Here is a 25,692-nt window from a genome sequence, read left to right on the forward strand (position 1 = left end):
TTGGCTGGGGAGGAAGGATTCGAACCTTCGCATGCTGGAATCAAAATCCAGTGTCTTAACCGCTTGACGACTCCCCAACTTACTAAATCATATGATACAGCGGATGAACATCTAATCCTTCCACACAATAAGCTTCATATGATTGAGAAACCTGTTGGTAAATTGTATGTGCTTTTTGATGAGATTTACTTGCTATAAACAAACAAGCCCCGGAACCAGTCATTAATGCATGACCATATTGGGATAACTCAATATAAGCCTTCCAAACTTCAGGATATTCCTGAAACACAACCGCCTGCATATCATTTTGAAACGGCTGTAACGATTGGAAAGTCGGCATTATGCTGGGTTTGGAATCCCGTGTCAAGCCTTCATGCGCAAAAATTTTAGCTGTTGCCACATGAACGGGGGGCTTAACGATAACATACCATTGTTTAGGGACATCTATTTCAGCCAGCTTCTCGCCTACGCCTTTGGCAAAAGCACTTCTTCCAAAAATAAAAAAAGGAACATCCGCACCAAGACTTACACCTAAATCAATCAGTTGCTGCCTGCTCAAACCGCATTGCCACCATTGGTTTAAAACCATTAAGACTGTGGCTGCATCGGAGCTGCCGCCGCCTAAACCTCCGCCGGTCGGAATCACTTTATCCAACCAGATTTCAACGCCGTTCGGTACGCTTGCATATGGTAGTAATAATTTAGCCGCCCGATAAGTCAAGTCCTGTTCGGGCTCAAGTCCTTCGACCGGCGTATGCAGAATAATTTGCCCATCGGTACGCATTTTCAGATGAACGGTATCATATAAACCGATCAAACAGAAAATACTTTCCAAATTATGATAACCGTCGCTCCTGCGGCCGGTAATCCTCAAATCCAAATTTAATTTAGCCGGCGCAGGAAAGGCTTGGATTTCCTCTGAAACAGACATGACATCCTCTATTTGCGTGCTGCGCATCGGGTTTGTCCATTCTTATCCAAAGAGTGGTTTACTGTATCGAACACCAAGCGGATATTAAACTTGGCATTCTCAAGTTGAAGCGTTTTGGGCTGTCCTGAACTATTTAAAGTACGCGATATCGTCCAGTCAAACTGCTCCAGACGGCCATCAGGCAGAATTTTGTATGGCGCATTGGCAACGCGTTTACCATCTGCCCAAATATGCAAATATTGAACCGGCAAAGCAAAGCCCAAAAGCTGTCTGCTCAATTCCTCAGCCGTTTCCGCCTGATAAACCTTACCCTTACTGTCTACTGCCAATACGCCTTCGCTGTCTTGACACAGCTGGCCTACGGTATTGCCCAACGGTGTATTCACATCAATGGTTTGAACCGCGTTCTGATAAGTCCAGTTGAAATTGGCATAAGAGCCTTTTCCTTCCACTTTGACAGCCAATCGGCCATCCGCACTAAAATCCTGCACCTGCTCTGCTGCTTGCCAACTGTTTTGCTGAGGAAAGTTTGGCTGCGCACAAGCGGCTAAAAGCAATAAGGCTGCAACCGATGATATTTGTTTTAAATTCATGGATATTCCTTCATAGGCCGTCTGAAATCAAACACTTTTCAGACGGCCTTTGAGTTTTATTTGTGTTTTTGAGTATGCGGTTTGCTGGGCGTTATACCGAATTTGGACATTGTCTCTTTTAATACTCGGAGATTGCTTCCGCGTTTCAAACCGTCATTCCAGATTTCTTTGGCCTTGTTTTGGTCGCCAAGTGTCCATAGGACTTCGCCCAAATGCGCGGCAACTTCGGCTTCAGGTTCTTTTTCATAGGCATATTGGATATACGGCAAAGCTGTTTGTGCATCGCCTTTAAGATAATAAGCCCAGCCTACACTATCATTAATGGCTGCGCTTTCCGGCTCCATTTGATAGGCCGTCTGAACCATTTTGAATGCCTCGTCCAAATCCTTGCCGCTTGACAACAAGGTATAGCCCAAAGCATTCCAACCGTGCGGATTATCCGGATACAGCTCTACCACACGGCGTAAATCGGCAATCGCCTTGCCTGGCTGATTCAGCTTCTCATAAACCATCGAACGTTGATACAGTACATTGGCAAGCAGCTCAGGAGAAGCTTGGGTTTTCAAGGATTTTTCGGTAGAACTTACCAAGCTATTTAAAGCATTCAACGATTCTTGAAGATTGGTATTTTTAGACAATACGAACAAAGCCGTATTCAACAAATCACTGGCTTCAAAATAACGTCCTCTTTGCTCGGGCATTTTTTGTGCGCGTTGCACCAAAGCCCAAGCCTCTTTATGGTTGCCCTGTTTGGCTTCGATGGAGGCGGCCAAAATGGTTTTATCAAACGTATAAGCCGTAGCCGTGACCTTGGCCAGCCATTGTTTGGCTTTGGCAAAATCCTCGGCATCATTATAAGAAATCGCGCCAATCAACGCCGCACGGCTGCGCTGCTCTTCCGTACCGGCTTTATAAGCCTTTTCCAGATAACTGTTTACCGCAGAAATATTTTCCGTCTTGCTGGCGGACAATAAGGCGGCCTGAATATACAAATCAGGGTTTGGATTTTCTTCCAACAAAGTCTGCAAACGCTTAAAAGCCTTATCATTTTGGCCATGGGCGATCAAATTGGCGATATCCAATTCCTGCCAAATCGGAGATAAGGTTTTGGTGTCTGTCTCTTTGAAAAAGCCGTCCAGAATATCAGGATGCCGTTGCGCCATCAGACGCAGGGTAACAAAAGTCGGCGGCAGAATTTCGTTGTCCAACTTGGCCAATCGCTGCAATGCCGCAATGGCGTGTTTCTTTTGACCGTCTTTTGCACTAAAAATTGCATCCGCAATCGCCGCTTCTGGAAAGTCTTTATAATTCAATGCTGTTTTATGTACTTGCTTGACCGCATCGCTGGTCAGATTCGGCTGTTGGGCTGCGGTTTGTGCCAAAAGCAGGAACACGCGCTTTTGCTCGTCTTCACTACCGCCGGCAATCACCTTGTCCAATCCGCTCAAGTTCTTATCGGCTTTGCCCAGCAGCAAATTGCGCAACCAAGTCATGCGCTTTTGTGTTTCACCAGGCTCCGGCTCGATTTCGCGCCATTTTTGGTAAATGGCCTCAGCCTGTTCAAATGCGTTTAAAGAAACCGCCATCTCCAAAGCGCGTTCGGCCACTTCGGGAGATTTAGTGCGATGCAACGTCAAAATATAAGTAAACAGTGCAGAGGCGGCATCACCCTTTTGCAGAGCCAGTTCTGAATTTAACAAAGTGAAAACCTGCGAGGTGCGGTTTTGTATACCCAACAGACGTATCCGCTCCTGCTCACGCTCTTCGGGAGAAAAACGGTCGGCACGGCTTTTCTTTTTGATAATCTTAGCCGATTCAAAAACAACCTTTGAATCGCCGGGCGCGGCAAAAGTTTGTGCAGCGAACAACATCATGACAGCCGCAGCTGCTACTTGAATACGGGATGGGGAAAACAACATAACTATCCTTTTTGAGAACCTGCCGGCATTTTCAGACGGCCTAAGCACTTGCAGAACAGATGCAAAGCTTTATTTATCATTCAGGCATAACTGTAACACACGCACCCTATTTTGTTGACACGGTAACCGTAAACCTTGTGTAATCCTCATCTGCATAAAACGATCAGTGCCAAAAATGAATACCGACCACCTTATCCACTTCCTAACTCAAGCTTCACGCTTCAGCAGCCGTATGCAAGCAGAGCGCAATCAATTATTTACCGCCCACACGGTCAAAGAAGCTGCCGTTTTGGTCGGCATTGTCTTGTATGAAGGAGCGTGGCAAATTTTACTGACCAAAAGGGCCGAGACCTTAAGGCAACACACTGGACAAATCGCCTTTGCCGGTGGCCGCAAAGATACCCAAGACGACAGCCTAACGGCAACGGCGTTAAGAGAAGCTTATGAAGAAACCGCCATTCCGATTACCGCATGGCAGACTTTTGCGCCGCTACCCTTTTATGACACGCCTTCCGGCTACCGTGTTACGCCTGTTCCGGCAATTTGCACCCAGTCCGTCAACCCAAAAGCCAATCCCGACGAAGTAGCTGAAATTTTTTATCTGCCTTTGGATTTCGCCTTAAACCTGCAAAACTACACATTCCGTCAGCTTCATCACAACAATCAAACCCTCGCCCTCCCCGCCCTGCCTTTCCGACACTACGACATCTGGGGGCTGACAGCAATCATCCTATATGGACTGGCAGAACGTTATCAGCAATATTGCCAAGCTTTTAAATAAGGCAAGGCCGTCTGAAACCAATGTTTAGACGGCCTGATTTAATCAATTTTCTTTATGCGGCTTCTTCGAAATATTCGACACCTTCTCCGAACCATTTCATCTCATTGCGCAGGGCAACCACTTCGCCAATCACCATTAAAGCTGGACGATCTGCTTCGGCAGCCAGCAAGCCCAAATCTTTCAGACGGCCTGTCCGCACGGTTTGATTCGGTAAAGTCCCATTGGAAATCACGGCAACAGGTGTAGAAGGCTGCCTGCCATAAGCCATCAGTTTTTCCGCAATCTCAGCCGCTTTAAGTGTGCCCATATAGATTACCAGCGTTTGACGGCTTAAAGCCAAAGTCTGCCAATCAGGCTGATTGCCCTCGTGTTTGCTGTGGCCGGTTACAAATAAAGCACTTTGTGCACAATCGCGATGGGTTAACGGAATACCGGCATAAGCAGTAGCTCCAAGTGCAGCAGTAATACCCGGCACAATGCGGTAAGCGATTCCAGCTTGATGCAGGGTTTGCACTTCCTCCCCACCACGTCCGAACACAAAAGGATCGCCGCCTTTCAACCTTACCACGCGCTCGCCTTTTTGAGCGTGCTCAACCAATAGACGGTTGGTTTCTTCCTGCTGGACATGGTGCGCACCGGCGCGTTTACCCACGCTGATTTTCACCGCATCTTTGCGTACCATCGCCAAAATTTCATCCGACACCAAAGCATCGTAAAACACGGTATCCGCAGCCTGAATCGCCTGCAAAGCATGTATGGTCAGCAAGCCCGGATCTCCCGGCCCTGCCCCCACCAAAACCACTTCGCCGCCAAACGGCGTTTCCCGGTTTAACTGCGTGATCAATTCACGTTCCGCCGCCTCGATATTGTTTTGAGCTGCAAAAATACTGAAACGGCTGTCGAACAACTTCTCCCAAAAATAACGGCGTTGTTCGACATTATTCAGCGCTTGCTTAACCTTTGTGCGCCATTTGCCGGCAATACGCGCCATCGTGCCCGTATGCAGCGGAATCAATGTCTCAATAATCTGCCGCCATTTACGCGCCAATACAGGCGCAGTACCGCCGCTGGATATGGCGATCTTCAACGGTCCCCTATCCACCACGGCAGGTACGATAAACGAACACAAGTCCGCCGTATCCACCGTATTACACAATTTTGCCCGTCGTTCCGCCGCTTCAAAAACACTGTGGTTAAACACGTCGTCATCCGTCGCCGCAATAACAAAATACACCTCGTCCAACATGGCTTCTTCAAACAAGCCGCCCAGCCAAACTATTTTCCCTTCAGCCGCCCATTGCTGAAACTGCGGATTCAGAGTTTCCGCAACAACGCGCACGCGCGCTCCGGCAGATAACAGGCTTTCCGCCTTGCGCTCGGCAACCTTACCCGCACCTGCCAGTAAAACAGGACGGTCTCTCAAATCGGCAAACAAAGGATAATGGCTCATGGTCGTGTTCTTGCTTTATCAATGATTGTCCGCCGATATTAAAGGCCGTCTGAAAAAATAGGAAAGAATGGTTTCTGATTTTCTTATGGTGTTTGGTTATATACCTGCCACAACAAAATAAGTTATAGCGGCAAACACAAAACAGAAGCAGAAAATTTCAAAATAAACGATTAGGAGATAGTGCAACAATATAAAAATTCATTTTTTCACAAATAAATTGCGCCTTCTTCATTTTTCAGACGGCCTTTGCCTGCGTATAATATCGTTTTGTCTACAATTTGAAATCCTAACCAATGACCGAATCCATCCGCCTGCCCGCTTCCACACTCAAGCCTTCCACCGTTGCCCTGCCCGGTTCCAAAAGCATCAGCAACCGCACGCTGCTCTTGGCGGCACTCTCCGACAACGTTTGCGAAATCCATTCTTTGCTCAAATCCGACGATACCGACCGAATGCTTGAAGCACTCGACAAACTCGGCGTGCAAATTGAATCTTTACCTGAAGGCCGTCTGAAAGTTCATGGCGCCGGCGGCCGCTTTCCCAACCAATCCGCCGATTTGTTTTTAGGCAATGCCGGTACGGCATTCCGTCCCTTGACTGCCGCACTTGCCGTTTTGGGCGGCGACTATCATCTGCATGGCGTACCGCGTATGCACGAACGCCCTATCGGCGATTTGGTCGACGCGTTGCGTATTGCCGGAGCGGACGTACAATATCTGGGGAATGAAAACTATCCGCCGCTTCAAATCGGCAAACGCCAAGACAACGGCGAGCGCATTATTCCGATTAAAGGCAATGTTTCCAGCCAATTCCTGACCGCCCTGCTGATGGCTTTGCCCTTGACCGGACAAGCATTTGAAATCCACATGGTAGGCGAGTTGATTTCCAAACCTTATATCGACATCACGCTCAAGCTGATGGCGCAGTTCGGTGTGAACATCATCAATGAAGACTACCGTGTATTTAAAATCCCGGCCGGTACCAAATATCATGCGCCCGAGCATTTATATGTAGAAGGCGATGCCTCCAGCGCGTCTTACTTCTTGGGTGCAGGCCTGATTGCAGGTACACCCATCCGCGTAACCGGTATCGGCGCACACAGCATTCAAGGCGACGTTGCCTTCGCACGCGAATTGGAGAAAATCGGTGCAGATGTCATTTGGGGAGAAAATTTTGTAGAAATTTCCCGTCCTTCGGAGCGCAAGGTTCAGGCTTTTGATTTGGATGCCAACCATATTCCAGACGCGGCCATGACTCTGGCCATCATCGCACTGACCACTAAGCAACCCTGCACCCTGCGCAATATCGGCTCATGGCGCGTCAAAGAAACCGACCGTATCGCCGCCATGGCAACCGAACTGCGCAAACTGGGCGCAGAAGTCGTCGAAGAAGCCGAAGCCATCCATATTACGCTGCCCGAAACGCTTACCCCCGATGCCGTCATCGATACTTACGACGACCACCGCATGGCCATGTGTTTCTCGCTGGTTTCGCTTTTGGGCGTCCCCGTCATCATCAACGACCCGAAATGTACACATAAAACTTTCCCCGACTATTTCCAAGTTTTTGCATCATTGACCAACTGATTGATTATTCAACATTTCAGACGGCCTGTTGCATACAAAAAACACAGGCCGTCTGAAAAATAAAAATAAAACTATACTTTTTCTTAATTTGTGCGATAATAGCTAAATAAATTCTTAGCGATTCATATTTCCTTTCGGAGAGAAAACATGTCAGACGAAAAAAGCAAAGCCTTAGCCGCAGCCCTTGCCCAAATCGAAAAAAACTTCGGCAAAGGCTCCATCATGAAAATGGACGGCAGCCAACAGGAAGAAAACCTTGATGTTATTTCCACCGGCTCCCTCGGCGTGGACTTGGCACTCGGCGTCGGCGGTCTGCCCCGCGGCCGCGTGGTTGAAATTTTCGGCCCGGAATCCTCCGGTAAAACCACACTCTGTCTCGAAGCCATTGCCCAATGCCAAAAAAATGGCGGCATCTGCGCATTCATTGATGCCGAGCATGCTTTTGACCCGATTTACGCCCGCAAACTCGGCGTAAAAGTCGAAGAACTCTATCTCTCCCAGCCTGACACCGGCGAACAGGCATTGGAAATCTGCGATACCTTGGTACGCTCCGGCGGTATCGATATGGTCGTTGTCGACTCCGTAGCCGCACTTGTGCCTAAAGCCGAGATTGAAGGCGAAATGGGCGACAGCCACGTCGGCCTGCAAGCCCGCCTGATGAGCCAAGCCCTGCGCAAACTGACCGGTCACATCAAACGCACTAATACATTGGTTGTTTTCATTAACCAAATCCGTATGAAAATCGGCGTGATGTTCGGCAGCCCTGAAACCACAACCGGCGGTAACGCACTCAAATTCTACGCCTCCGTCCGCCTCGACATCCGCCGTACCGGTCAGATTAAAAAAGGCGATGACGTCATTGGTAACGAAACCAAAGTCAAAGTCATCAAAAACAAAGTTGCGCCTCCGTTCCGTCAAGCCGAATTCGATATTCTTTACGGCGAAGGCATCAGCTGGGAAGGCGAATTGATCGACTTGGGCGTTAAACATGACATCGTTGAGAAATCCGGTGCATGGTACAGCTACAACGGTGCAAAAATCGGCCAAGGTAAAGATAATGTACGCATTTGGCTGAAAGAAAATCCTGATATTGCCAACGAAATCGATGCCAAAATCCGTGCGGCAGTCGGTATCAATGTCGATATAACCGAAGGCAAATTGGACGATACCGACGGCGAACGTCCTGAGGAATAAGCCTGTTTGAAATTAAAGGTCAAAAAAGACCAAATAAAGGCCTTCTGAAATCCGACCATTAATCGGATTTCAGACGGCCTTTTATTCAATACTGCTTAAAGCCCCAATGCTTGGGCGTGAAACTCGATATGCGAATCGATAAAGCTGGCAATAAAGAAATAATCATGCCCATAGCCCGGGCGTACTTTATATTGGATATTGAAACCTTTTTCGCGTGCTGAGCGGATGAACCCTTCCGGTTGCAGGACTTCAGGATACAAAGCATCTTCACTGCCGACATCAATCAAAACAGGCAATTTATGCGAGGCCGTTTGAAGCAGTTCTATACTGTCATAGTATTTCCATGTTTCTACGTTTTGCCCCAAATAAACTGAAAATGCCTGCCTGCCGCCTTCCGTATCGATAGGATGACATAAAGGCGCAAAAGCGGAAACCGCAGCATATCGGCCGGGATGCCTCAAAGCCAAATGCAGCGCACCATGCCCACCCATGCTGAAACCTGCAATGCTGCGCTCTTTCGTTACCGGAAAATGATGCTTGATCAAATCAGGCAATTCTTGGCTGATATAGCTTTCCATTTGATAATGCTGCGCCCAAGGTGCTTCAGTTGCGTTAATATAAAATCCGGCGCCCTGTCCAAGATAATGCTCTTCACTGTCGGCAACATGCTGACCGCGTGGCGAGGTATCCGGAAAAACCACAATAATATTCCATTGTGCCGCAAAACGTTGGATTCCGCTTTGCCGAACCAATTCAGAACCATCACTATTTAAGCCGGAAAGAAAATATAAAACAGGTGCAGGATAGCCTTTTAAGACTTGTGGCGGCAGATAGACATCAAATACCATATCCGTCCGGCAGGTTTGAGAAAAATGGCGGTACCGTTCCTGATGCCCGTTAAACATCTTTCTGCGTTCCAGCAAATGCAATTCTGAATTTTTCATTTTATTCCTTGTAGGGAAGCAACACTAAGCAGAATGTTAGCGCAAAACCTACCCATCGTGTTGTTGCCCCATCCTTTTAAGTCAACCCAATCTGCTTTAAACAAGGCTTGCCAATCATGCGAAATCATTACGCCGACAGCATTTAAAATCTATACACAATCTCTGTGGATAAATCTGTTGATAAGCTTTGGGTAATCGTAAAATTTTCTTTAGGAACAAACCAAGTCTTAAATTGACTAAAATTTAATCAAATAAAACATAATAAAATCAAGTAGTTATATTTATAAGATTTTACTATAATCATACAGTGAAAATTTATAGGTAAAACAAGGTTATGCGGCTTTGTGCATAAATTAGGGTTGACATCCCTAAAAATCACCCCGAATCGAAAGCTGCGTAAAACAACGGCCGATTTTATCAGGTGCCATTCAAAAGACACGCGGCCATACATTTTGAGTTACAATACGCACTTATTTTTAAGAAAGAAAAATACGCCATGAAAGCCTCCCAGTTCTTCATTTCTACCCTTAAAGAAGCCCCTGCCGAAGCCGCACTTGCCAGCCACAAGCTGATGATTCGTGCCGGCTTGATCAAAGCCAACGCATCCGGTCTTTACACTTGGATGCCAATGGGTCTGCGTGTATTGCGCAAAGTTGAAAATATCGTGCGTGAAGAAATGGCTCGCGCGGGTAGCGTGGAGCTGCTGATGCCGGTGGTACAACCTGCCGAACTGTGGCAGGAATCCGGTCGCTGGGAATTTTATGGTAAAGAACTGCTGCGCCTGAAAGACCGTCATGACCGCGATTTCTGTATGGGTCCGACTTGCGAAGAAGTCATTGCCGACATCGTGCGCAAAGAAGTCAACAGCTACAAACAACTGCCAAAAAACTTTTACCACATCCAAACCAAATTCCGCGATGAAGTACGTCCGCGCTTCGGTGTGATGCGCGCGCGCGAGTTCGTCATGAAAGATGCTTACTCCTTCCATGCCGACTATGCCTCGCTTCAGACGACCTATCAAGATATGTACGACGCTTATTGCCGTATCTTCACCCGTTTGGGTTTAGAATTCCGTCCTGTTGCCGCGGATACCGGCAGCATCGGCGGTACCGGCTCTCACGAATTCCAAGTATTGGCTGAAAGCGGCGAAGACGTTATTGCATATAGCGACACTTCCGATTACGCCGCCAATATCGAGCTGGCGCCGACTTTGCCGCTTAAAGGCGAACGCGCCGCTGCTCAGGCCGAGTTGACCAAAGTACATACGCCAAACGTCAAAACCATTGAGTCTTTGGTTGAATTCCTCAATATTCCGGTTGAACAAACCCTTAAATCCATCGTGGTCGAAGGCGAAAACGAAGGCGAACTTGTTCTGTTGCTGTTGCGTGGCGACCATGAATTTAACGATATTAAGGCAGAAAAACTGGCCGGCGTGAAATCACCACTGACCATGGCAAGCCCTGCCGCGATTATTGAACAGTTCGGCGCAAACGGTGGCTCTCTCGGCCCTGTCAGCTTCAACGGTAAAGTCTATGCGGATTTCGCTACCGAAAAAGGCGCAGATTGGGTTATCGGCGCGAACGAAGACGACTACCACTATACCGGCTTCAACTTCGGCCGAGATGCTGACGAGCCTGAATTTGTCGATTTGCGTAATGTCATCGAAGGCGATATCAGCCCCGACGAACAAGGCCGTCTGAAACTGGCGCGCGGTATTGAAGTCGGCCATGTCTTCCAATTGCGCGACAAATATACCCAAGCCATGAATGTCAGCTTCTTGGACAATAACGGCAAATCCCAAATCATGGAAATGGGCTGCTACGGTATCGGTATTACCCGCGTTGTGGCCGCCGCCATCGAACAAAACAACGACGAAAAAGGCATTGTTTGGACCAAAGCAATGGCGCCGTTTGAAGTCGTTATCGTGCCGATGAACTACAAAAAATCAGACGCCGTGCGCGAAGCCGCTGACAAAATCTATGCCGAGCTTTTGGCTGCCGGTGCGGATGTATTGTTGGATGACCGCGATGAACGTGCGGGCGTATTGCTGAATGACTCTGAGCTGTTGGGTATTCCTCACCGCATCGTGATCGGCGATCGCGCATTGAAAGAAGGCAATGTCGAATATGCCGAGCGCCGTGACAATCAGGCTCAAGCCGTTGCGGTATCAGAAGTTGTCGCCAAGGTTTTGGCCGCATTGAACGCTTAAGTCTTTTCAATAATGAAAAGGCCGTCTGAAACTGATTATTTCGTTTCAGACGGCCTTTTTCTGTTTTAATAAATAATGTTTTTTCCGTAGCTCTCTAATATTTCTTTGATTTTCAAAATGGTTTCTTTAGGCGGCGGATGTACCCCTTTTAACTTGTATTCATCGCCGCACAAAGCCCATTTATGTGCGCCCAATTCGTGATACGGCAAAAGCTCGACCATTTCGACATTATCCATATCACCGATAAACTCGCCCAATAAATGCGCTGAACGCTCATCATCGGTATAGCCTGGAACAACCACATAACGAATCCGCGTCGGCTGATTGCGTTCGGCAAGATAGCGCGCGAATTTCAGCGTTTTGGTATTAGGGATACCGACAAGCACTTTATGAATTTCAGGATCGATTTGTTTTAAGTCGAGCATGACCAAATTGGTATGATCGAGCAAATCATCCAAAATCGAATCATAGTGCAAAGCATAGCCATTGCTGTCGAGACAGGTATGAATATCGTGTTCCCGACAGGCCGTAAACCAATCGCGTACAAACTCATATTGCAATAACGGCTCGCCGCCTGTTGCCGTTACGCCTCCGCCTGTCGCACGCAGATAATGACGATAGGTCATGACCTGCTTCATCACAGTTGCCACGTCTAATTCCTGCGCCTGCTCGGTATGGAGATCCCATGTGTCGCGATTATGGCAATAAAGACAACGCATCAGGCAACCTTGCAAAAAGAGCACGTAGCGCAAACCCGGACCATCGACAGCGCCGCAAGATTCAATCGAATGAATAATGCCTTTGCCGTTATAGTGACGGTGGCCAAGGTTTTTCAGTTCCGGCTCGGGAGTGATGGCAAAAGTCGTGGACATAATGTTCGGCTCAAAAATAATTTTGCTGATGTGAATTGTACGATAATAAAGGCCGTCTGAACATTTCAGACGGCCTTGGAGCTTTGTTTCAAAACAAACCAAATGCAAATTTAACTTCTGGTTTGTTTCGCCACCCGGATTACATGGTTTCTGTGAACGTACGGGTAATCACGTCAAGCTGTTGTTCGCGGGTCAACGAGTTGAAGCGAACCGCATAACCGGACACACGAATGGTCAACTGCGGATATTTCTCCGGATTGTGCATCGCATCTTCCAAAGTCTCGCGATTCAAAACGTTGACGTTCAAGTGTTGACCACCTTCCAAAATACCGTCTTCATGGTGAAAATAACCGTCCATCAAACCGGCAAGGTTGCGTTCGCGAGAATGCTCGTCTTTACCCAACGCGCCAGGAATAATGGAGAAGGTATAAGAAATACCGTCTTTTGCAAACTCAAATGGCAGTTTGGCTACGGAAGTCAATGAAGCGACTGCACCGTTGACGTCACGGCCGTGCATCGGATTTGCACCCGGACCAAACGGAGCGCCTGCACGGCGGCCGTCTGGAGTATTACCGGTTTTCTTACCGTAAACAACGTTGGAGGTAATAGTCAGTACGGACTGAGTCGGAGTGGCGTTGCGGTAAGTTTTGTGGGTTGCCACTTTTTTCATGAAGCGTTCAACCAAATCGCAGGCGATATCGTCAACGCGGTCGTCGTTGTTACCAAATTGTGGGTATTCGCCTTCGATTTCGAAGTCAACGGCAATGCCATTTTCATCACGAATCGGTTTTACTTTGGCGTATTTAATGGCAGACAAAGAGTCGGCAGCCACAGACAGACCGGCGATACCACATGCCATCGTACGGATCACATCACGGTCATGCAATGCCATCAATGCAGCTTCGTAGCTGTATTTGTCGTGCATGTAGTGAATGATGTTCAGCGCGGTAACGTATTGGGTTGCCAACCAATCCATGAATTTGTCCATGCGCTCAAAGACAGTGTCGTAGTCCAAAACTTCGTCCATAATCGGCTCGGTTTTCGGACCAACTTGCTCTTTAGATTTCTCGTCCACGCCGCCGTTGATTGCGTACAGCAGAGTTTTAGCCAAGTTAGCACGTGCGCCGAAGAACTGCATTTGTTTGCCGACCACCATCGGGCTGACGCAGCAGGCAATGGCGTAGTCGTCGCTATTGAAGTCAGGGCGCATCAAATCGTCGTTTTCGTATTGGATGGACGAAGTATCGATGGATACTTTGGCGCAGAATTCTTTAAAGCCTTGCGGCAGTTGTTCTGACCACAATACAGTGATGTTTGGCTCAGGAGACGGGCCCATGTTGTACAGGGTATGCAGCACGCGGAAGTTGGTGCGTGTTACCAAGGTACGGCCGTCCAAACCCATACCGCCGATAGATTCGGTTGCCCAAATCGGGTCGCCGGAGAAGAGTTGGTCGTATTCCGGCGTACGCAGGAAACGGACCATACGCAGTTTCATCACCAAGTGGTCAATGAATTCTTGCGCTTGGGTTTCGGTAATCACACCGTTTTTCAGGTCGCGTTCGATGTAAATATCCAAGAATGAAGATACACGGCCGAAGGACATCGCTGCGCCGTTTTGAGATTTAACGGCAGCGAGGTAGGCAAAGTAAGTCCATTGGATGGCTTCTTGTGCATTTTTTGCAGGGCCGGAAATGTCGTAGCCGTAAGAAGCCGCCATTTCTTTCATTTGACCCAAGGCTTTGTATTGTTCGTTGATTTCTTCACGACGGCGGATCACTTCTTCCAAGTCCACACCGTTTTCCAAATCGGCTTGCAGTGAGTTGAACTGGTTGAGTTTGTCTTTCATCAAGAAGTCGATACCGTACAATGCAACACGACGGTAGTCGCCGATAATACGGCCGCGGCCATAAGCATCCGGCAGGCCGGTAATCACACCTGATTTACGGCAGCGGCGGATGTCGGGCGTATAAACGTCAAATACGCCTTGGTTGTGGGTTTTGCGATATTTGGTGAAAATTTCGCTGACTTCAGGATTCAATTCAACGTTGTACACTTTGCACGCATCTTGTACCATTTTCAAACCGCCAAACGGCATGATAGAGCGTTTCAAAGGCTCGTCTGTTTGCAGGCCGACGATGGTTTCCAAATCTTTGTCGATATAGCCTGGAGCATGGCTGGTAATACCGGATACGATTTGCGCGTCGATTTTATACGGCTCATGCGTACGGTTTTCAACCTTGATGCCTTCCATCACTTCCGCCCACAGTTTGGTTGTGGCTTCGGTTGCTGGTGCCAAGAAAGAGGCATCGCCTTCATATGGCATGTAGTTTTTTTGAATAAAATCGCGGACATCTACGTTGGTTTCCCAGTTGCCACCGACAAAACCTTCCCAAGCGGCTGGACGTTGCTGAACATCATTTGACATATCAAGCTCCTAATTTTATTGAAAATATAGACTGTAAATTTTCTGAAAGGATAACATCAATACCCATTTATTTACAGGGGTTTTTATGAAATAAAATTACAGATTTGGTTTTTCTTGATTTACGTCAATGAGAATAATTGTTACTTAGCACTACATCTCACTTTCCAAACATTCGTACTTAAAAACAGCGTAAAATACAAAATTCAGCCCTGAAGACAGGTGTTCTTCAGGGCTGAATTTTTATTGCATTTTATATAAAAGGCCGTCTGAAAATTCAGACGGCCTTTTATTCACTTCATCAATTAAGCAAACGGATGGTGCAGAACGATGGTTTCTTCACGATCAGGACCGGTTGAAACAATAGCCACAGGCGCACCGCAAACTTCTTCAATACGTTTCAGATAAGCTTTAGCGTTTTCAGGCAGCTTGTCGTACTCTTTCACACCGAAAGTCGACTCGCTCCAACCCGGCATGGTTTCATAAATCGGTTTGCAGGTTTCTACCGCATCGGAGCCGCAAGGCAGAATGTCAGTTTTGCTGCCATCAGGCAATTCATAACCTACACAGATATTGATGTTTTTAATACCATCCATCACGTCCAGCTTGGTAATGCACATGCCAGAAATGCCGTTAACTTGAATAGAGCGTTTCAGAGCAGCTGCGTCAAACCAGCCACAACGACGCGCACGACCGGTTACAGAACCGAACTCATGGCCGCGCTCTGCCAAACCTGCGCCCACTTCGTCAAACAATTCAGTCGGAAATGGACCGGAACCCACACGGGTGGTATAGGCTTTAACGATACCCAAAACGTAATCCAGCATTTGCGGACCTACGCCTGCACCGGCAGAAGCGGCACCAGCCAAGCAGTTGGAGGAAGTTACAAACGGATAAGTACCGTAGTCGATATCCAGCAACGTACCTTGCGCGCCTTCAAACAACAGGCTTTCGCCTTTGCGGTTTTTCTCGTTCAAAACACGGGAAACATCGGTAATCATCGGCGTAATGCGCGGTGCAACTTTTTCAATGACCGCCATCACGTCTTCAACTTTTACAGGATCGGCATTGTGCAGGTGTTGCAACTGGACATTGTAATAAGCCAAAACAGCTTCCAGTTTTTCAACCAGTTTTTCAGGGTGCAACAAGTCCACCACGCGAATCGCGCGACGGGCAACTTTATCTTCATAGGCTGGGCCGATGCCGCGACCGGTTGTACCAATTTTGCTTTTACCGCGGGAAGCTTCGCGTGCTTGGTCAAGCGCAATGTGGTAAGGCAGAATCAATGGGCAGGTTGGCGCAATTTTCAGACGGCCTTCGACGTTTTTCACACCGGCAGCGTTCAATTCATCGATTTCGCCCAACAATGCTTCAGGAGAAACGACAACACCTGAGCCGATAAAGCAGTCCAAAGTCTCATGCAAAATGCCGCTTGGAATCAGGCGCAAAATGGTTTTTTTGCCACCGACAACCAAAGTATGGCCGGCATTGTGGCCGCCTTGGAAACGTACAACACCGCTGGTTTCTTCCGCCAGCCAGTCAACAATCTTACCTTTGCCTTCATCACCCCATTGGGCACCGATTACGACAACATTTTTAGCCATAGCCATCTAACCTTATTTCAGATACAAAATTTCAAAATAAAACTTAATCGTTCAAAGCGATTACTTTCCAAACGCCGTCTACCTGTTTCAGACGGCCTGTAACCTCTTCCGAACCGTTATAGCCGATACCGTAATCGATAACGACACATTGTCCCTGTTCGCGCAAAGCATCTACCGCTTCATGAGCCGCAGGCATGTCTTTTACATCGACAGCCACCACGGATTCCCGTCCGATAGCAGGAAGGCGGCCGATAAAGCTGCGCAAATCAAAACTGAATCCGGCCGCAGGACGCGCGCGTCCGAAGTATCCGCCCAATCCATCATAACGGCCGCCGCGTGCCACGGCATCATGACGGTTTGAACCATAAGCCGCGTAAAGCAAACCGGTGTGGTAATTGTCAACGCGCAGTTCCGACAAATCGATATGCACTTTTTGATTTGGAAACGCATCGCATACCGCCTGCAATTCATCCAAGGCCGCACTGACTGCGGACAATTCCGGTAATTTTTCTCTAGCCACAGTCAGCACTTCATGACCACCGTACAGTCGGGGCAACAATGAAAACGCTTTTGCCCACATGCCATCAAGTTTCCACTCTTTGACCAACTGGCTGACAGCCTCAGCATCCTTGTCCTGCATCGATGACAGCAGGGTTGCCGATTGCTGCTCATCCAAATGCGCGGCATTTGCTAAAGCACGGAATACGCCGATATGGCCTAATGAAAGCAAAACTTCGCCCATATCGGCAATCTTCATGCTTTTCAGCATCAAATCAATCAATTCGATATCCGCTTCAATGCCTTCCAAGCCGTACATTTCCGCACCCGCCTGCAAAGGCTCGCGCATATTGAGCAATCCATCAGGACGCGCATGAAGCACCGAACCGGCATAGCATAAACGGTTGATGCCTTGGTTGGCAGAAAGCAAGTGGGCATCAATACGCGCCACCTGCGGCGTAATATCCGCACGGATACCGAGCTGACGGCCGCTAAGCTGATCAACGACCAAAATGGTTTTCAAAGACAAACCGGCATCGATATGCGTCAATAAGGAATGGCTGTATTCCATCAATGGCGGTTGCACCAATTCATAACCATGCACGCGAAACAAAGCCAACAGCTGCTCACGGGCGCTTTCCAGTTGTCGGGCATTGGTCGGTAACACGTCGGCAACGTGTTCAGGAAGCTGCCAAGACTTCATGAGAATCTACCTCTGTTTTTTTGTAAACATAAAGGGCTGCTTAAATTTAAAACCAAATCAGCCTGACGACTGAAATTTTTCTGAATGCATCAATGGCAAATCCGATGCGGCTTCAACAAAACTGATTTTAAATTTAAACAGCCCCTGAGTAACGGCTTCAAACCGTCGAGTTATTAAAATCAGACTTTACCATATTAAAACGAATTTTGCACCCTGTTTACAGAGAGCGTAAAAAAACATTAAAAACAAAGGCCGTCTGAAAACCAAATGCATAGCTGCATCATTTTCAGACGGCCTTAATTCATGCCTGAACAACCCGACGCTTAGCGCCAGTAACGCCACCAAGGCATATCGTCAGATCGCCATTCGTGTTGCAAGAACGGACTTTGCGGGAAGTTGGTTTCCAAAACACGGCGTGTATCAGCAGCCAGTTGCGGCTTGTCCAGTTTTTTATACGCCAATTCCATCATCGCCAAAGCTTCTTCGACGTAACGGGTATTTTGGTAACGGCTGACGATTTTTTGTGCACGGTTAGCCGCTGCGACATAAGCACCGCGTTTCATGTAATAACGCGCCACAGATATCTCGTTACCACCCAAAGCGTCCACCAGCTTGGCCATACGCTCGGTTGCATCGGCAGCGTATTTGCTGTTTGGATAACGTTGAACCAACTCGGCAAACGCCTGATAAGCATCACGGTTGGCTTTCGGGTCGCGGTCGGACCAGTCTTGGGAAGCCAGCTTGTTCAAGAAAGACTGGTCTTCGTTAAACAGGACCAAACCTTTCAAGTACAGCGCGTAGTCCATATTCGGATGTTGCGGATGATGGCGTTGGAAGCGCGCAATGGCAGCCAAGGCTTTTTCCGGCTCATCGTCTTTATAATAGGCATACGCCGTATCCAACTGGGACTGCTGGGCATAGCGGCCGTTTGGAAAACGGGATTCTAAAATTTCGTATAACTTGACAGCTCGCGTATAATTGTTGCTGTTCAATTCGTCTTGCGCTTCGGCATAAAGCTTTTCCACACTCCAATCTTGAGTAATTTGGGCGTCTTTATCGATTGTGCCTTTATTTGCGCAGGCACTCAGTGCCAAACCTAAAGAAACTACTAAAAGAATTTTTTTCATGCAGAATACTTCCTTTGATAACGAAGCCGATTATAGCGATGATTTAGACTTTCCGTCATCCCCTGAAACAGAAAGTTGTGTTAATTTGACCGTTCCGCTCGAAATGGCGGGCGGAAGGCTGGATGCCGTATTGGCCAAACTCATGCCCGACTACTCTCGTAGCCGCTTGAGTTCGTGGATTAAAGAGGGTGCAGTCATTGTAAACGATAAGCCTGCGCAACCCAAAGATAAAATGATAGGCGGTGAATTGATTGCCGTTACGGTACGTCCGAGCGAAGAAAACCTCGCGTTCACACCCGAGCCTATGGATTTGGACATTATTTATGAAGACGATACCGTCATCGTCATCAACAAACCGGCTGGGTTGGTCGTCCATCCTGCCGCAGGCAACTGGAGCGGCACCCTGCTCAACGGCCTATTGGCGCACTGTACGGAATTAAGCCAAGTGCCGCGTGCGGGCATCGTACACCGTTTGGACAAAGAAACCAGCGGCCTGATGGTGGTCGCCAAGACCCTGCCGGCGCAAAACTCACTGGTTCAACAGCTTCAAGAGCGCACAGTCAAACGCATTTACCGCGCAGTCGCCAACGGCATTGTTCCTTTCGACGGCAAAATCGAAACCCAAATCGGCCGCGATCCGCACAACCGCCTGAAAATGGCAGTCGTCAAATTCGGCGGCAAACCTGCCATTACCCACGTCAAAGTGTTGGAACGTTACCTGGCGCACAGCTACATCGAATGCTCGCTCGAAACCGGCCGCACGCACCAAATCCGCGTTCATATGCGCGAAGCCAACCATCCGCTGGCCGCCGATCCTGTTTACGGCAACCTGCGCCATCCATGCAGCGATGCGGTTAAAGAAGCCATCAAAGCCCTCGGCGCGCGCCAAGCCCTGCATGCCTACCGCTTGAGCTTTGTACACCCAAAAACCGGCGAAACCGTTTCCTTTGAAGCGCCTATGCCTGACGATATGTACCACCTGCTCTCCGTCCTGCGTCTGGAAGCCGGTTTGGATTCGTCCCTAAGCAACGAGGAAGAATGGCAAGAGAAATTCGGCATGGACGATGATGATGATTGGAATGAAGACGACTACGATGTCGAAGTCGTTTATGTAAGGGATTAAACCCATAGTTTCAGACGGCCTAAAATATTATTTGAGGCCGTCTGAAATCAATCCGTTCCAATATTTCAGCGATTTAAAGATTATGAAAACCATCACAGATACCCTAAACCTCGCCCCGCAAGGCAAGAACTTTTTGACTGCCGACTGGCCTGCCCCTGCCAATGTTAAAACGCTTATTACCACGCGCAACGGCGGTGTCAGCGAAGGTGTGTACCGTAGCCTGAATGTCGGTTCGCACGTCGGCGACAATCTGGAAGCCGTGCTCCGCAACCGCGAAATCGTACAGGAACAAGTCGGCCTGCCCGTTGCCTACCTCAATCAAATCCACAGCACCATTGTTGTGAACGCAGCTGAAGCGTTAGGCAATACGCCCGACGCCGATGCCTCGGTTGATACGACGGGTACGGTCGCCTGCGCTTCAATGACTGCCGATTGCCTGCCTGTCTTGTTTTGCGACAAAGTAGGGACCGTTGTTGCGGCAGCTCATGCAGGTTGGCGCGGTTTGGCTGGCGGCGTTTTGCAAAACACCATTGCGGCAATGAATGTCGAGCCGCTGGAAATCATGGCCTATCTCGCGCCTGCCATCGGCCCTGATGCGTTTGAGGTGGGACAAGATGTATTTGATGCGTTTTGCACACCTATGCCGGAAGCTGTCGATGCGTTTGAAGACATCGGCGGCGGCAAATACCTTGCCGACATTTACGCTTTGGCGCGCATAATTCTGCACCGCGAAGGCGTGAACATGATTTATGGCGGTACCCATTGCACCGTCTTGGAACGCGATACTTTCTTCTCCTACCGCCGCGACGGGCAAACCGGCCGCATGGTCAGCCTGATTTGGTTGGAAAAATAAGATTTTCGCCATCAAAGACAAGGCCGTCTGAAATACTTTCCGTTTACAGTTTCAGACGGCCTAAACATTATTCGTTATAATCCGACGATACCGTAACCGGTTTCAACGAAGGAATATCCAATGAAAAAAATCCTATTGCCTGCACTCGCCCTCTTGCTTGCCTCTTGCGGTTTCCACCTGAAAGGCACTGGTGTGACTTCTCAGCCGCTGCCTTATCAGAACTGGCATGTAGAAGGCGGAGCCGTCATGCAAAAAGCGCTGGAAAATGCCTTACGCCGTGCCGACGGCCATCCGGTTAGCGAAGCCGAATCACAAATCACCCTGCGCGTTGTCGACTTTCAAAAACGCCGTGACATCTACACCATCACCCGCGCCGCCGCAATCAATGAATACCTGCTAGCCATGACTGTCAAAGCCCAAGCCTTCCGCAACGGCGAGCCGGTTGGCGAACCGATGGAAGTCAAGGTGCACCGCACCATGGACTACGCCGACAGCGAAGTCTTGGGCAAACAGGAAGAGGAAGAAACCATTTGGTCTGAAATGCGCATCGACGCCGCAGATCAAATCGTCCGCCGCCTGACTTTCCTAAAGGCGCAATAATGGCTGCCGCGCCCATTGAGAGCCTGCGCCCCGATACGCCGCTTAAACCGTTGTACATCATCCACGGCGAAGAGGATTTGTTGCGCATCGAGGCTTTGGATACGCTGCGCGCAGCCGCAAAAAAACAAGGTTATCTCAACCGCGAAGTCTATACCGCCGAAAACAATTTTGATTGGAACGAGCTGTTGCAGAGCGCCGGCAGCGCAGGTTTGTTTGCCGATTTGAAACTGCTGGAAATCCACATTCCCAACGGCAAACCCGGCAAAAACGGAGGCGATGCCCTGCAAGCCTTCGCCGAACGCCTGCCCGAAGATACAGTTACGCTCATCCTCCTGCCCAAGCTTGAAAAAGCGCAAATCCAGTCCAAATGGTTTTCCGCATTGGCCGGCAAAGGCATCGTCTTAGAAGCCAAAGCCGTTGCGCCACATGCTTTGCCGCAATGGATACAGGGCCGTCTGAAACAGCAGGGTTTGGACATCGAACCTGAAGCACTCGCCCTGTTTGCCGAGCGCGTCGAAGGCAATCTTTTGGCCGCCCGTCAGGAAATCGAAAAACTCACCCTGCTCCACCCAAAAGGCCATTTGATCAATATTGCCGACGCAGAAGCCGCGGTTGCCACCGTCGCCCGCTTCGACGTATTCCAACTGGCCGGCGCATGGATGAAAGGCGATGCCCTGCGCGTTTCCCGTTTGCTGGACGGTTTGGAAGAAGAAGGCGAAGAGCCGGTTTTGCTATTGTGGGCAGTTGCCGAAGACATCCGCACCCTAATCCGCCTCACTGCCGCACTCAAGCAGGGACAAAACATCCAAAGCCTGCGCAACAGCCTGCGCTTATGGGGCGACAAGCAGACCCTCGCACCGATGGCTGCCAAACGCATTTCCATCAACCGCCTGCTCGACGCGCTCAAAACCTGCGCCAAAATCGACCGCATCATCAAAGGCGCGGAAGAAGGCGATGCATGGACCGAGTTCAAACAGCTCGTTACCTCGTTGGCCGCTTGAAACCGTTGCCGCGCGTCAAGAAACTTGCACGCAATACGCCCCAAAAACAGAAAATACTGTAAAATAGCGTAAACTCAAATTCAGGCCGTCTGAACCTCGCATTTCAGACGGCCTCTTCCAGCAAAAAATAAGGAAACACCAACCGTATGGATAATAAAACCAAACTTCGCCTCGGCGGCCTGGCCCTGCTGACCACTGCCGTATTAAGCCTCATCATCGTTCTGATCGTCGATTCATGGCCGCTGGCCATCCTGTTGGCGGTCATCATCGTAGCCGCTGCTGCAGGCGGTTTCGTTTGGACTTCACGCCGTCAGCAACGCCAATTCCTCGAGCGCCTGAAAAAATTCGACATCGATCCGGAAAAAGGCCGTATCAACGAAGCCAACCTGCGCCGCATGTACCACAGTGGCGGCCAACATCAAAAAGACGCGATTACCTTGGTTTGCCTGTCGCAAAAATGTTCCGTTGACGAAGCGCACGCCATCTTTAAAAAACGTCCGACCCGTCAGGAAATGAACCAAATGGCTGCCCAACAGGCACGCGGTCAAAAACGTCCACATCGCTAATCCCGACAGTAACAGGCCGTCTGAACATCCTATCCCGTTTCAGACGGCCTGTTTTTATTGCCATCAAACCCATTTCCGTTTCCATCGCATTATGACCCGCCTTCCCACCGCCCCACTCAAACGCCGCCTCGCCGCACTGGTTTACGAACTTCTGCTGACCGGCGCAGTGACCAGCATTGCCGCCCTTGCAGCCGGTATTGTCGCCATCTTTCTCAATCCCGTTTCCACGCGCCTGTCCATGCTGACAACCTGCCTGATTCTGTTCTACGCATGGTGGCTCTACTTCCGCGCCAACTGGCACAAAAAAGGCCAAACCCTCGCCATGCAGACATGGAAAATCGGTTTGGCCGATAAAAACGATACCCAGCCATCCCTGCCGCAACTGCGCCTGCGCTTTATTTGGGCCAGCGTTTTTATTGTCTTCATCCCCCTGCTTGCCTACGCCGGATTGCGCCATCTGCTCAATATCCCGCCTAAAGGCGCATTCGGCGCCGCGCTCATTTGGCTCATCCTGCCATGGGGCTTCGCCTTGTTCCATCCCGACCGCCAGTTCCTCTACGACCTCTTGGCCGGAACAAGGCTGGTGGATTTAAATCAGAAGAAAACAAACGAATAAAATACAAAAGCGGCTCAATCCGTAAATAAAATAAAGGCCGTCTGAAACTCAAGATAAGTTTCAGACGGCCTTTAATCATAACATCAAGCAATGATTATTCTTGCCAACGTTTGAACACCAGCGAAGTATTGACGCCGCCAAAGGCAAAGTTATTGCTGACCACATAATCGGTTTGAATCTCACGTCCGCCTGTTTGAATGTAATCCACCTTGCCGCAACGCGGATCGATGTTTTCCAAATTGACAGTCGGCGCAAACCAGCCGTTGTTCATCATTTCGATGGTGAACCAGGCTTCCAATGCGCCGCACGCGCCGAGTGTATGGCCGAGGTAGCTTTTTTGCGAACTCATGGGGATGAATCCGAACACGGCCTCGGTCGCCAATGTTTCGGCAATATCGCCCTTTTCGGTCGCCGTACCGTGACCGCTGACATAGCCGACTTTGTCGGGCGTAATGCCTGCGTCTTGCAGCGCGAGCTCCATACATTTTTGCATGGTTTCTTTTTGCGGCTGGGTAACGTGGCTACCGTCGCTGTTGGCACCGTAGCCGACAAGTTCGGCATAGATTTTCGCACCGCGCGCACGGGCGTGTTCCAATTCTTCCAATACGAAAATGCCTGCGCCTTCGCCGATGACCAAACCATCTCGGCCGTTGTCGTAAGGGCGCGGCGTCAGCTCAGGTTCGCCGTTGCGGCGGCTGGCGGCATAAAGTGAATCGAATACATACACTTCGGACGGACAAAACTCTTCGCCGCCACCGGCCAGCATCATATCAATCATGCCGTATTTGATGGCTTCGTAGGCATAACCAATGCCTTGGCTGCCGGAAGAACACGCGCTCGATGTCGGGATGATACGCCCTTTCAAGCCGAAGAAAATGCCGATATTGGCGGCAGTCGTATGCGGCATCATGCGCACATAAGTATTGGCGTTGAAATTGCGCGATGTGCCTGTTATCAAAAGTTCGCCCATATCGCCGATGTCTTTGGTGCTGCCGACAGACGAACCGCACGCTACGCCCATACGGCCGTCTGTAATGCTTTCGTCACCCAGCAAGCCTGCATCCGTCAAGGCTTGTTCCGCCGCATCGACACACAAATGCGATACGCGCCCCATGCTTCTGAGCTGCTTGCGCGTCCAGTGTTCGGGAGGAGAATAGCCTTCAATCGGCGCACCCAGTTGCGCTTCCAATTCAGGAAAGCGTCCGCTCCAGTCCATGTATTTGACCGCATTTTTTTCGGCTTTAAAGGCCGTCTGAATACTTTGCCAATCACGGCCGAAGGCGGTAATACCGCCAATACCTGTTACAACGACTCTTCTGGTATTCAACACAAACCTCCGTTCACAGCAATCACTTGGCGCGTAATGTACGCCGCTTTTTCATCCATCAAAAAGCGCACCGCATGCGCCACTTCTTCCGGCAATCCCATACGCGCGGCAGGGACGGCCTTTAAGATTTCTTCGACAGGCACGTTCTCATCGATAATATCGGTATCAATAAGGCCCGGCGCCACGCAATTGACGGTAATTTTTCGTTTTGCCAACTCAACCGCCAAGGCTTTTGCCGCGCCGATCAAGCCCGCTTTGGACGCGCTGTAATTGACCTGACCGCGGTTGCCCGTCAAACCGGATACCGACGCCATGCACACAATACGTCCGGCTTTGCGGCGGCGGATCATCGGCATGGTCAAAGGGTGCAACACATTATAAAAACCGTCCAAATTGGTGCGAAGCACCAAATCCCAATCATCATCTGTAAACGCAGGAAACGCATTGTCGCGCGTCAGTCCGGCATTCAGCACCACGCCGTAATACGCGCCGTTTGCCTCAATGTCGGCAGTCAGAATTTCACGGCAGGCTTCGCGTTCGGACACATCAAACTGCAACACGCGCGCATTTCTACCCAATGCACGGATTTCTTCCGCGACAGCTTCCGCTTCATCGCGGCGGCTACGGCAATGGACGACGATATCAAAGCCGTCCTGCGCCAAACCAAGCGCAACAGCTTTGCCGATACCGCGATTAGACCCTGTAATTAAAATAGTTTCACTCATACGTTTTCTCACTATATCGACAGGCCGTCTGAATCTTTGTCTTTTCAG

22 protein-coding genes and 1 tRNA gene are annotated in these 25,692 nt (G+C 49.4%); 10 read left to right on the top strand and 13 right to left on the bottom strand.

What is annotated here, in order from left to right; translation table 11 throughout:
- Position 1: 1 nt before the first annotated feature.
- From ACTHTK_RS01455 to ACTHTK_RS01470, 4 genes are all read right to left on the bottom strand, one after another.
- Positions 2 to 77 (bottom strand) — tRNA-Gln (locus ACTHTK_RS01455).
- Between the two features lie 5 nt (positions 78 to 82).
- Positions 83 to 931 carry a 4-(cytidine 5'-diphospho)-2-C-methyl-D-erythritol kinase gene (gene ispE / locus ACTHTK_RS01460; protein ID WP_199903859.1) on the bottom strand — a complete coding sequence of 283 codons (849 nt, stop codon included), beginning with the start codon at positions 929 to 931 and terminating at the stop codon, positions 83 to 85.
- 8 nt (positions 932 to 939) lie between these two features.
- Positions 940 to 1,524 (bottom strand): lipoprotein insertase outer membrane protein LolB, encoded by a 585-nt coding sequence (gene lolB, locus ACTHTK_RS01465; RefSeq protein WP_107723354.1) that lies wholly within the window; start codon positions 1,522 to 1,524, stop codon positions 940 to 942.
- A 56-nt stretch (positions 1,525 to 1,580) separates the two neighbouring features.
- Positions 1,581 to 3,443 carry a tetratricopeptide repeat protein gene (locus ACTHTK_RS01470; RefSeq protein WP_107723355.1) on the bottom strand — a complete coding sequence of 621 codons (1,863 nt, stop codon included), beginning with the start codon at positions 3,441 to 3,443 and terminating at the stop codon, positions 1,581 to 1,583.
- Between the two features lie 175 nt (positions 3,444 to 3,618).
- On the opposite strand from ACTHTK_RS01470, the gene ACTHTK_RS01475 reads away from it, so the two are divergent.
- Positions 3,619 to 4,224 carry a CoA pyrophosphatase gene (locus tag ACTHTK_RS01475; protein ID WP_107723356.1) on the top strand — a complete coding sequence of 202 codons (606 nt, stop codon included), beginning with the start codon at positions 3,619 to 3,621 and terminating at the stop codon, positions 4,222 to 4,224.
- A gap of 52 nt (positions 4,225 to 4,276) precedes the next feature.
- Here ACTHTK_RS01475 and cysG read toward each other — a convergent pair whose 3' ends face one another.
- The gene (cysG, locus tag ACTHTK_RS01480; protein WP_107723357.1) at positions 4,277 to 5,674 is read right to left on the bottom strand and encodes a siroheme synthase CysG; all 1,398 of its coding nucleotides are present in this window, start codon (positions 5,672 to 5,674) and stop codon (positions 4,277 to 4,279) included.
- Between the two features lie 293 nt (positions 5,675 to 5,967).
- Between cysG and aroA the strand changes: the two genes are divergently transcribed.
- Entirely contained in the window at positions 5,968 to 7,260 is a 1,293-nt protein-coding gene (gene aroA / locus ACTHTK_RS01485; RefSeq protein WP_440378251.1) for a 3-phosphoshikimate 1-carboxyvinyltransferase, read from the top strand.
- 147 nt (positions 7,261 to 7,407) lie between these two features.
- On the top strand, positions 7,408 to 8,454 hold the full coding sequence (recA, locus tag ACTHTK_RS01490; protein ID WP_440378252.1) for a recombinase RecA: 1,047 nt from the start codon (positions 7,408 to 7,410) through the stop codon (positions 8,452 to 8,454).
- A gap of 95 nt (positions 8,455 to 8,549) precedes the next feature.
- Here the strand turns inward: recA and fghA are convergent, their stop codons facing one another.
- Positions 8,550 to 9,398, bottom strand: coding sequence for an S-formylglutathione hydrolase (gene fghA, locus ACTHTK_RS01495; protein ID WP_440378253.1), 849 nt, complete (start codon positions 9,396 to 9,398; stop codon positions 8,550 to 8,552).
- Between the two features lie 496 nt (positions 9,399 to 9,894).
- Here fghA and ACTHTK_RS01500 point away from each other — a divergent pair, with 496 nt between their 5' ends.
- Entirely contained in the window at positions 9,895 to 11,607 is a 1,713-nt protein-coding gene (locus ACTHTK_RS01500) for a proline--tRNA ligase (RefSeq protein WP_107723666.1), read from the top strand.
- Between the two features lie 65 nt (positions 11,608 to 11,672).
- Here ACTHTK_RS01500 and pflA read toward each other — a convergent pair whose 3' ends face one another.
- The 5 genes from pflA to ACTHTK_RS01525 all read right to left on the bottom strand — a co-directional run bounded on the left by pflA (position 11,673) and on the right by ACTHTK_RS01525 (position 18,833).
- The gene (gene pflA / locus ACTHTK_RS01505) at positions 11,673 to 12,479 is read right to left on the bottom strand and encodes a pyruvate formate lyase 1-activating protein (protein WP_107723667.1); all 807 of its coding nucleotides are present in this window, start codon (positions 12,477 to 12,479) and stop codon (positions 11,673 to 11,675) included.
- A 139-nt stretch (positions 12,480 to 12,618) separates the two neighbouring features.
- Positions 12,619 to 14,904: a formate C-acetyltransferase gene (gene pflB / locus ACTHTK_RS01510; protein WP_107723360.1), complete on the bottom strand. Its 2,286-nt coding sequence runs from the start codon at positions 14,902 to 14,904 to the stop codon at positions 12,619 to 12,621.
- Positions 14,905 to 15,206: 302 nt separating this feature from the next.
- Positions 15,207 to 16,505, bottom strand: a complete 1,299-nt coding sequence (locus ACTHTK_RS01515) for an adenylosuccinate synthase (protein ID WP_440378254.1) — start codon at positions 16,503 to 16,505, stop codon at positions 15,207 to 15,209.
- Between the two features lie 43 nt (positions 16,506 to 16,548).
- Entirely contained in the window at positions 16,549 to 17,706 is a 1,158-nt protein-coding gene (locus ACTHTK_RS01520) for an ATP phosphoribosyltransferase regulatory subunit (RefSeq protein WP_107723362.1), read from the bottom strand.
- A gap of 323 nt (positions 17,707 to 18,029) precedes the next feature.
- Positions 18,030 to 18,833, bottom strand: coding sequence for an outer membrane protein assembly factor BamD (locus ACTHTK_RS01525; protein ID WP_003680807.1), 804 nt, complete (start codon positions 18,831 to 18,833; stop codon positions 18,030 to 18,032).
- Between ACTHTK_RS01525 and rluD the strand changes: the two genes are divergently transcribed.
- The 6 genes from rluD to ACTHTK_RS01555 all read left to right on the top strand — a co-directional run bounded on the left by rluD (position 18,832) and on the right by ACTHTK_RS01555 (position 23,592).
- Complete coding sequence (rluD, locus tag ACTHTK_RS01530) at positions 18,832 to 19,956, top strand: 23S rRNA pseudouridine(1911/1915/1917) synthase RluD (protein ID WP_371459251.1); 1,125 nt, start codon at positions 18,832 to 18,834, stop codon at positions 19,954 to 19,956. The genes ACTHTK_RS01525 and rluD overlap by 2 nt on opposite strands.
- A gap of 82 nt (positions 19,957 to 20,038) precedes the next feature.
- Positions 20,039 to 20,809 carry a peptidoglycan editing factor PgeF gene (gene pgeF / locus ACTHTK_RS01535; protein ID WP_107696894.1) on the top strand — a complete coding sequence of 257 codons (771 nt, stop codon included), beginning with the start codon at positions 20,039 to 20,041 and terminating at the stop codon, positions 20,807 to 20,809.
- A gap of 120 nt (positions 20,810 to 20,929) precedes the next feature.
- Positions 20,930 to 21,409 carry an LPS-assembly lipoprotein LptE gene (locus tag ACTHTK_RS01540; protein WP_003680809.1) on the top strand — a complete coding sequence of 160 codons (480 nt, stop codon included), beginning with the start codon at positions 20,930 to 20,932 and terminating at the stop codon, positions 21,407 to 21,409.
- Positions 21,409 to 22,410 carry a DNA polymerase III subunit delta gene (gene holA / locus ACTHTK_RS01545; protein WP_440378255.1) on the top strand — a complete coding sequence of 334 codons (1,002 nt, stop codon included), beginning with the start codon at positions 21,409 to 21,411 and terminating at the stop codon, positions 22,408 to 22,410. The genes ACTHTK_RS01540 and holA overlap by 1 nt, the downstream gene beginning before the upstream one ends.
- Before the next feature lie 146 nt (positions 22,411 to 22,556).
- On the top strand, positions 22,557 to 22,976 hold the full coding sequence (locus ACTHTK_RS01550) for a hypothetical protein (RefSeq protein ID WP_440378256.1): 420 nt from the start codon (positions 22,557 to 22,559) through the stop codon (positions 22,974 to 22,976).
- Positions 22,977 to 23,067: 91 nt separating this feature from the next.
- The gene (locus ACTHTK_RS01555) at positions 23,068 to 23,592 is read left to right on the top strand and encodes an RDD family protein (RefSeq protein WP_440378257.1); all 525 of its coding nucleotides are present in this window, start codon (positions 23,068 to 23,070) and stop codon (positions 23,590 to 23,592) included.
- A gap of 94 nt (positions 23,593 to 23,686) precedes the next feature.
- Here the strand turns inward: ACTHTK_RS01555 and ACTHTK_RS01560 are convergent, their stop codons facing one another.
- Both ACTHTK_RS01560 and fabG read right to left on the bottom strand, forming a co-directional pair.
- Positions 23,687 to 24,922 carry a beta-ketoacyl-ACP synthase gene (locus ACTHTK_RS01560; protein ID WP_440378258.1) on the bottom strand — a complete coding sequence of 412 codons (1,236 nt, stop codon included), beginning with the start codon at positions 24,920 to 24,922 and terminating at the stop codon, positions 23,687 to 23,689.
- Entirely contained in the window at positions 24,916 to 25,644 is a 729-nt protein-coding gene (fabG, locus tag ACTHTK_RS01565) for a 3-oxoacyl-ACP reductase FabG (protein ID WP_440378259.1), read from the bottom strand. The genes ACTHTK_RS01560 and fabG overlap by 7 nt, the downstream gene beginning before the upstream one ends.
- Positions 25,645 to 25,692 lie beyond the last annotated feature (48 nt).

This window comes from Neisseria sp. P0006.S009 (assembly GCF_051962915.1).
Taxonomy (GTDB): Bacteria; Pseudomonadota; Gammaproteobacteria; order Burkholderiales; family Neisseriaceae; genus Neisseria; species Neisseria subflava_E.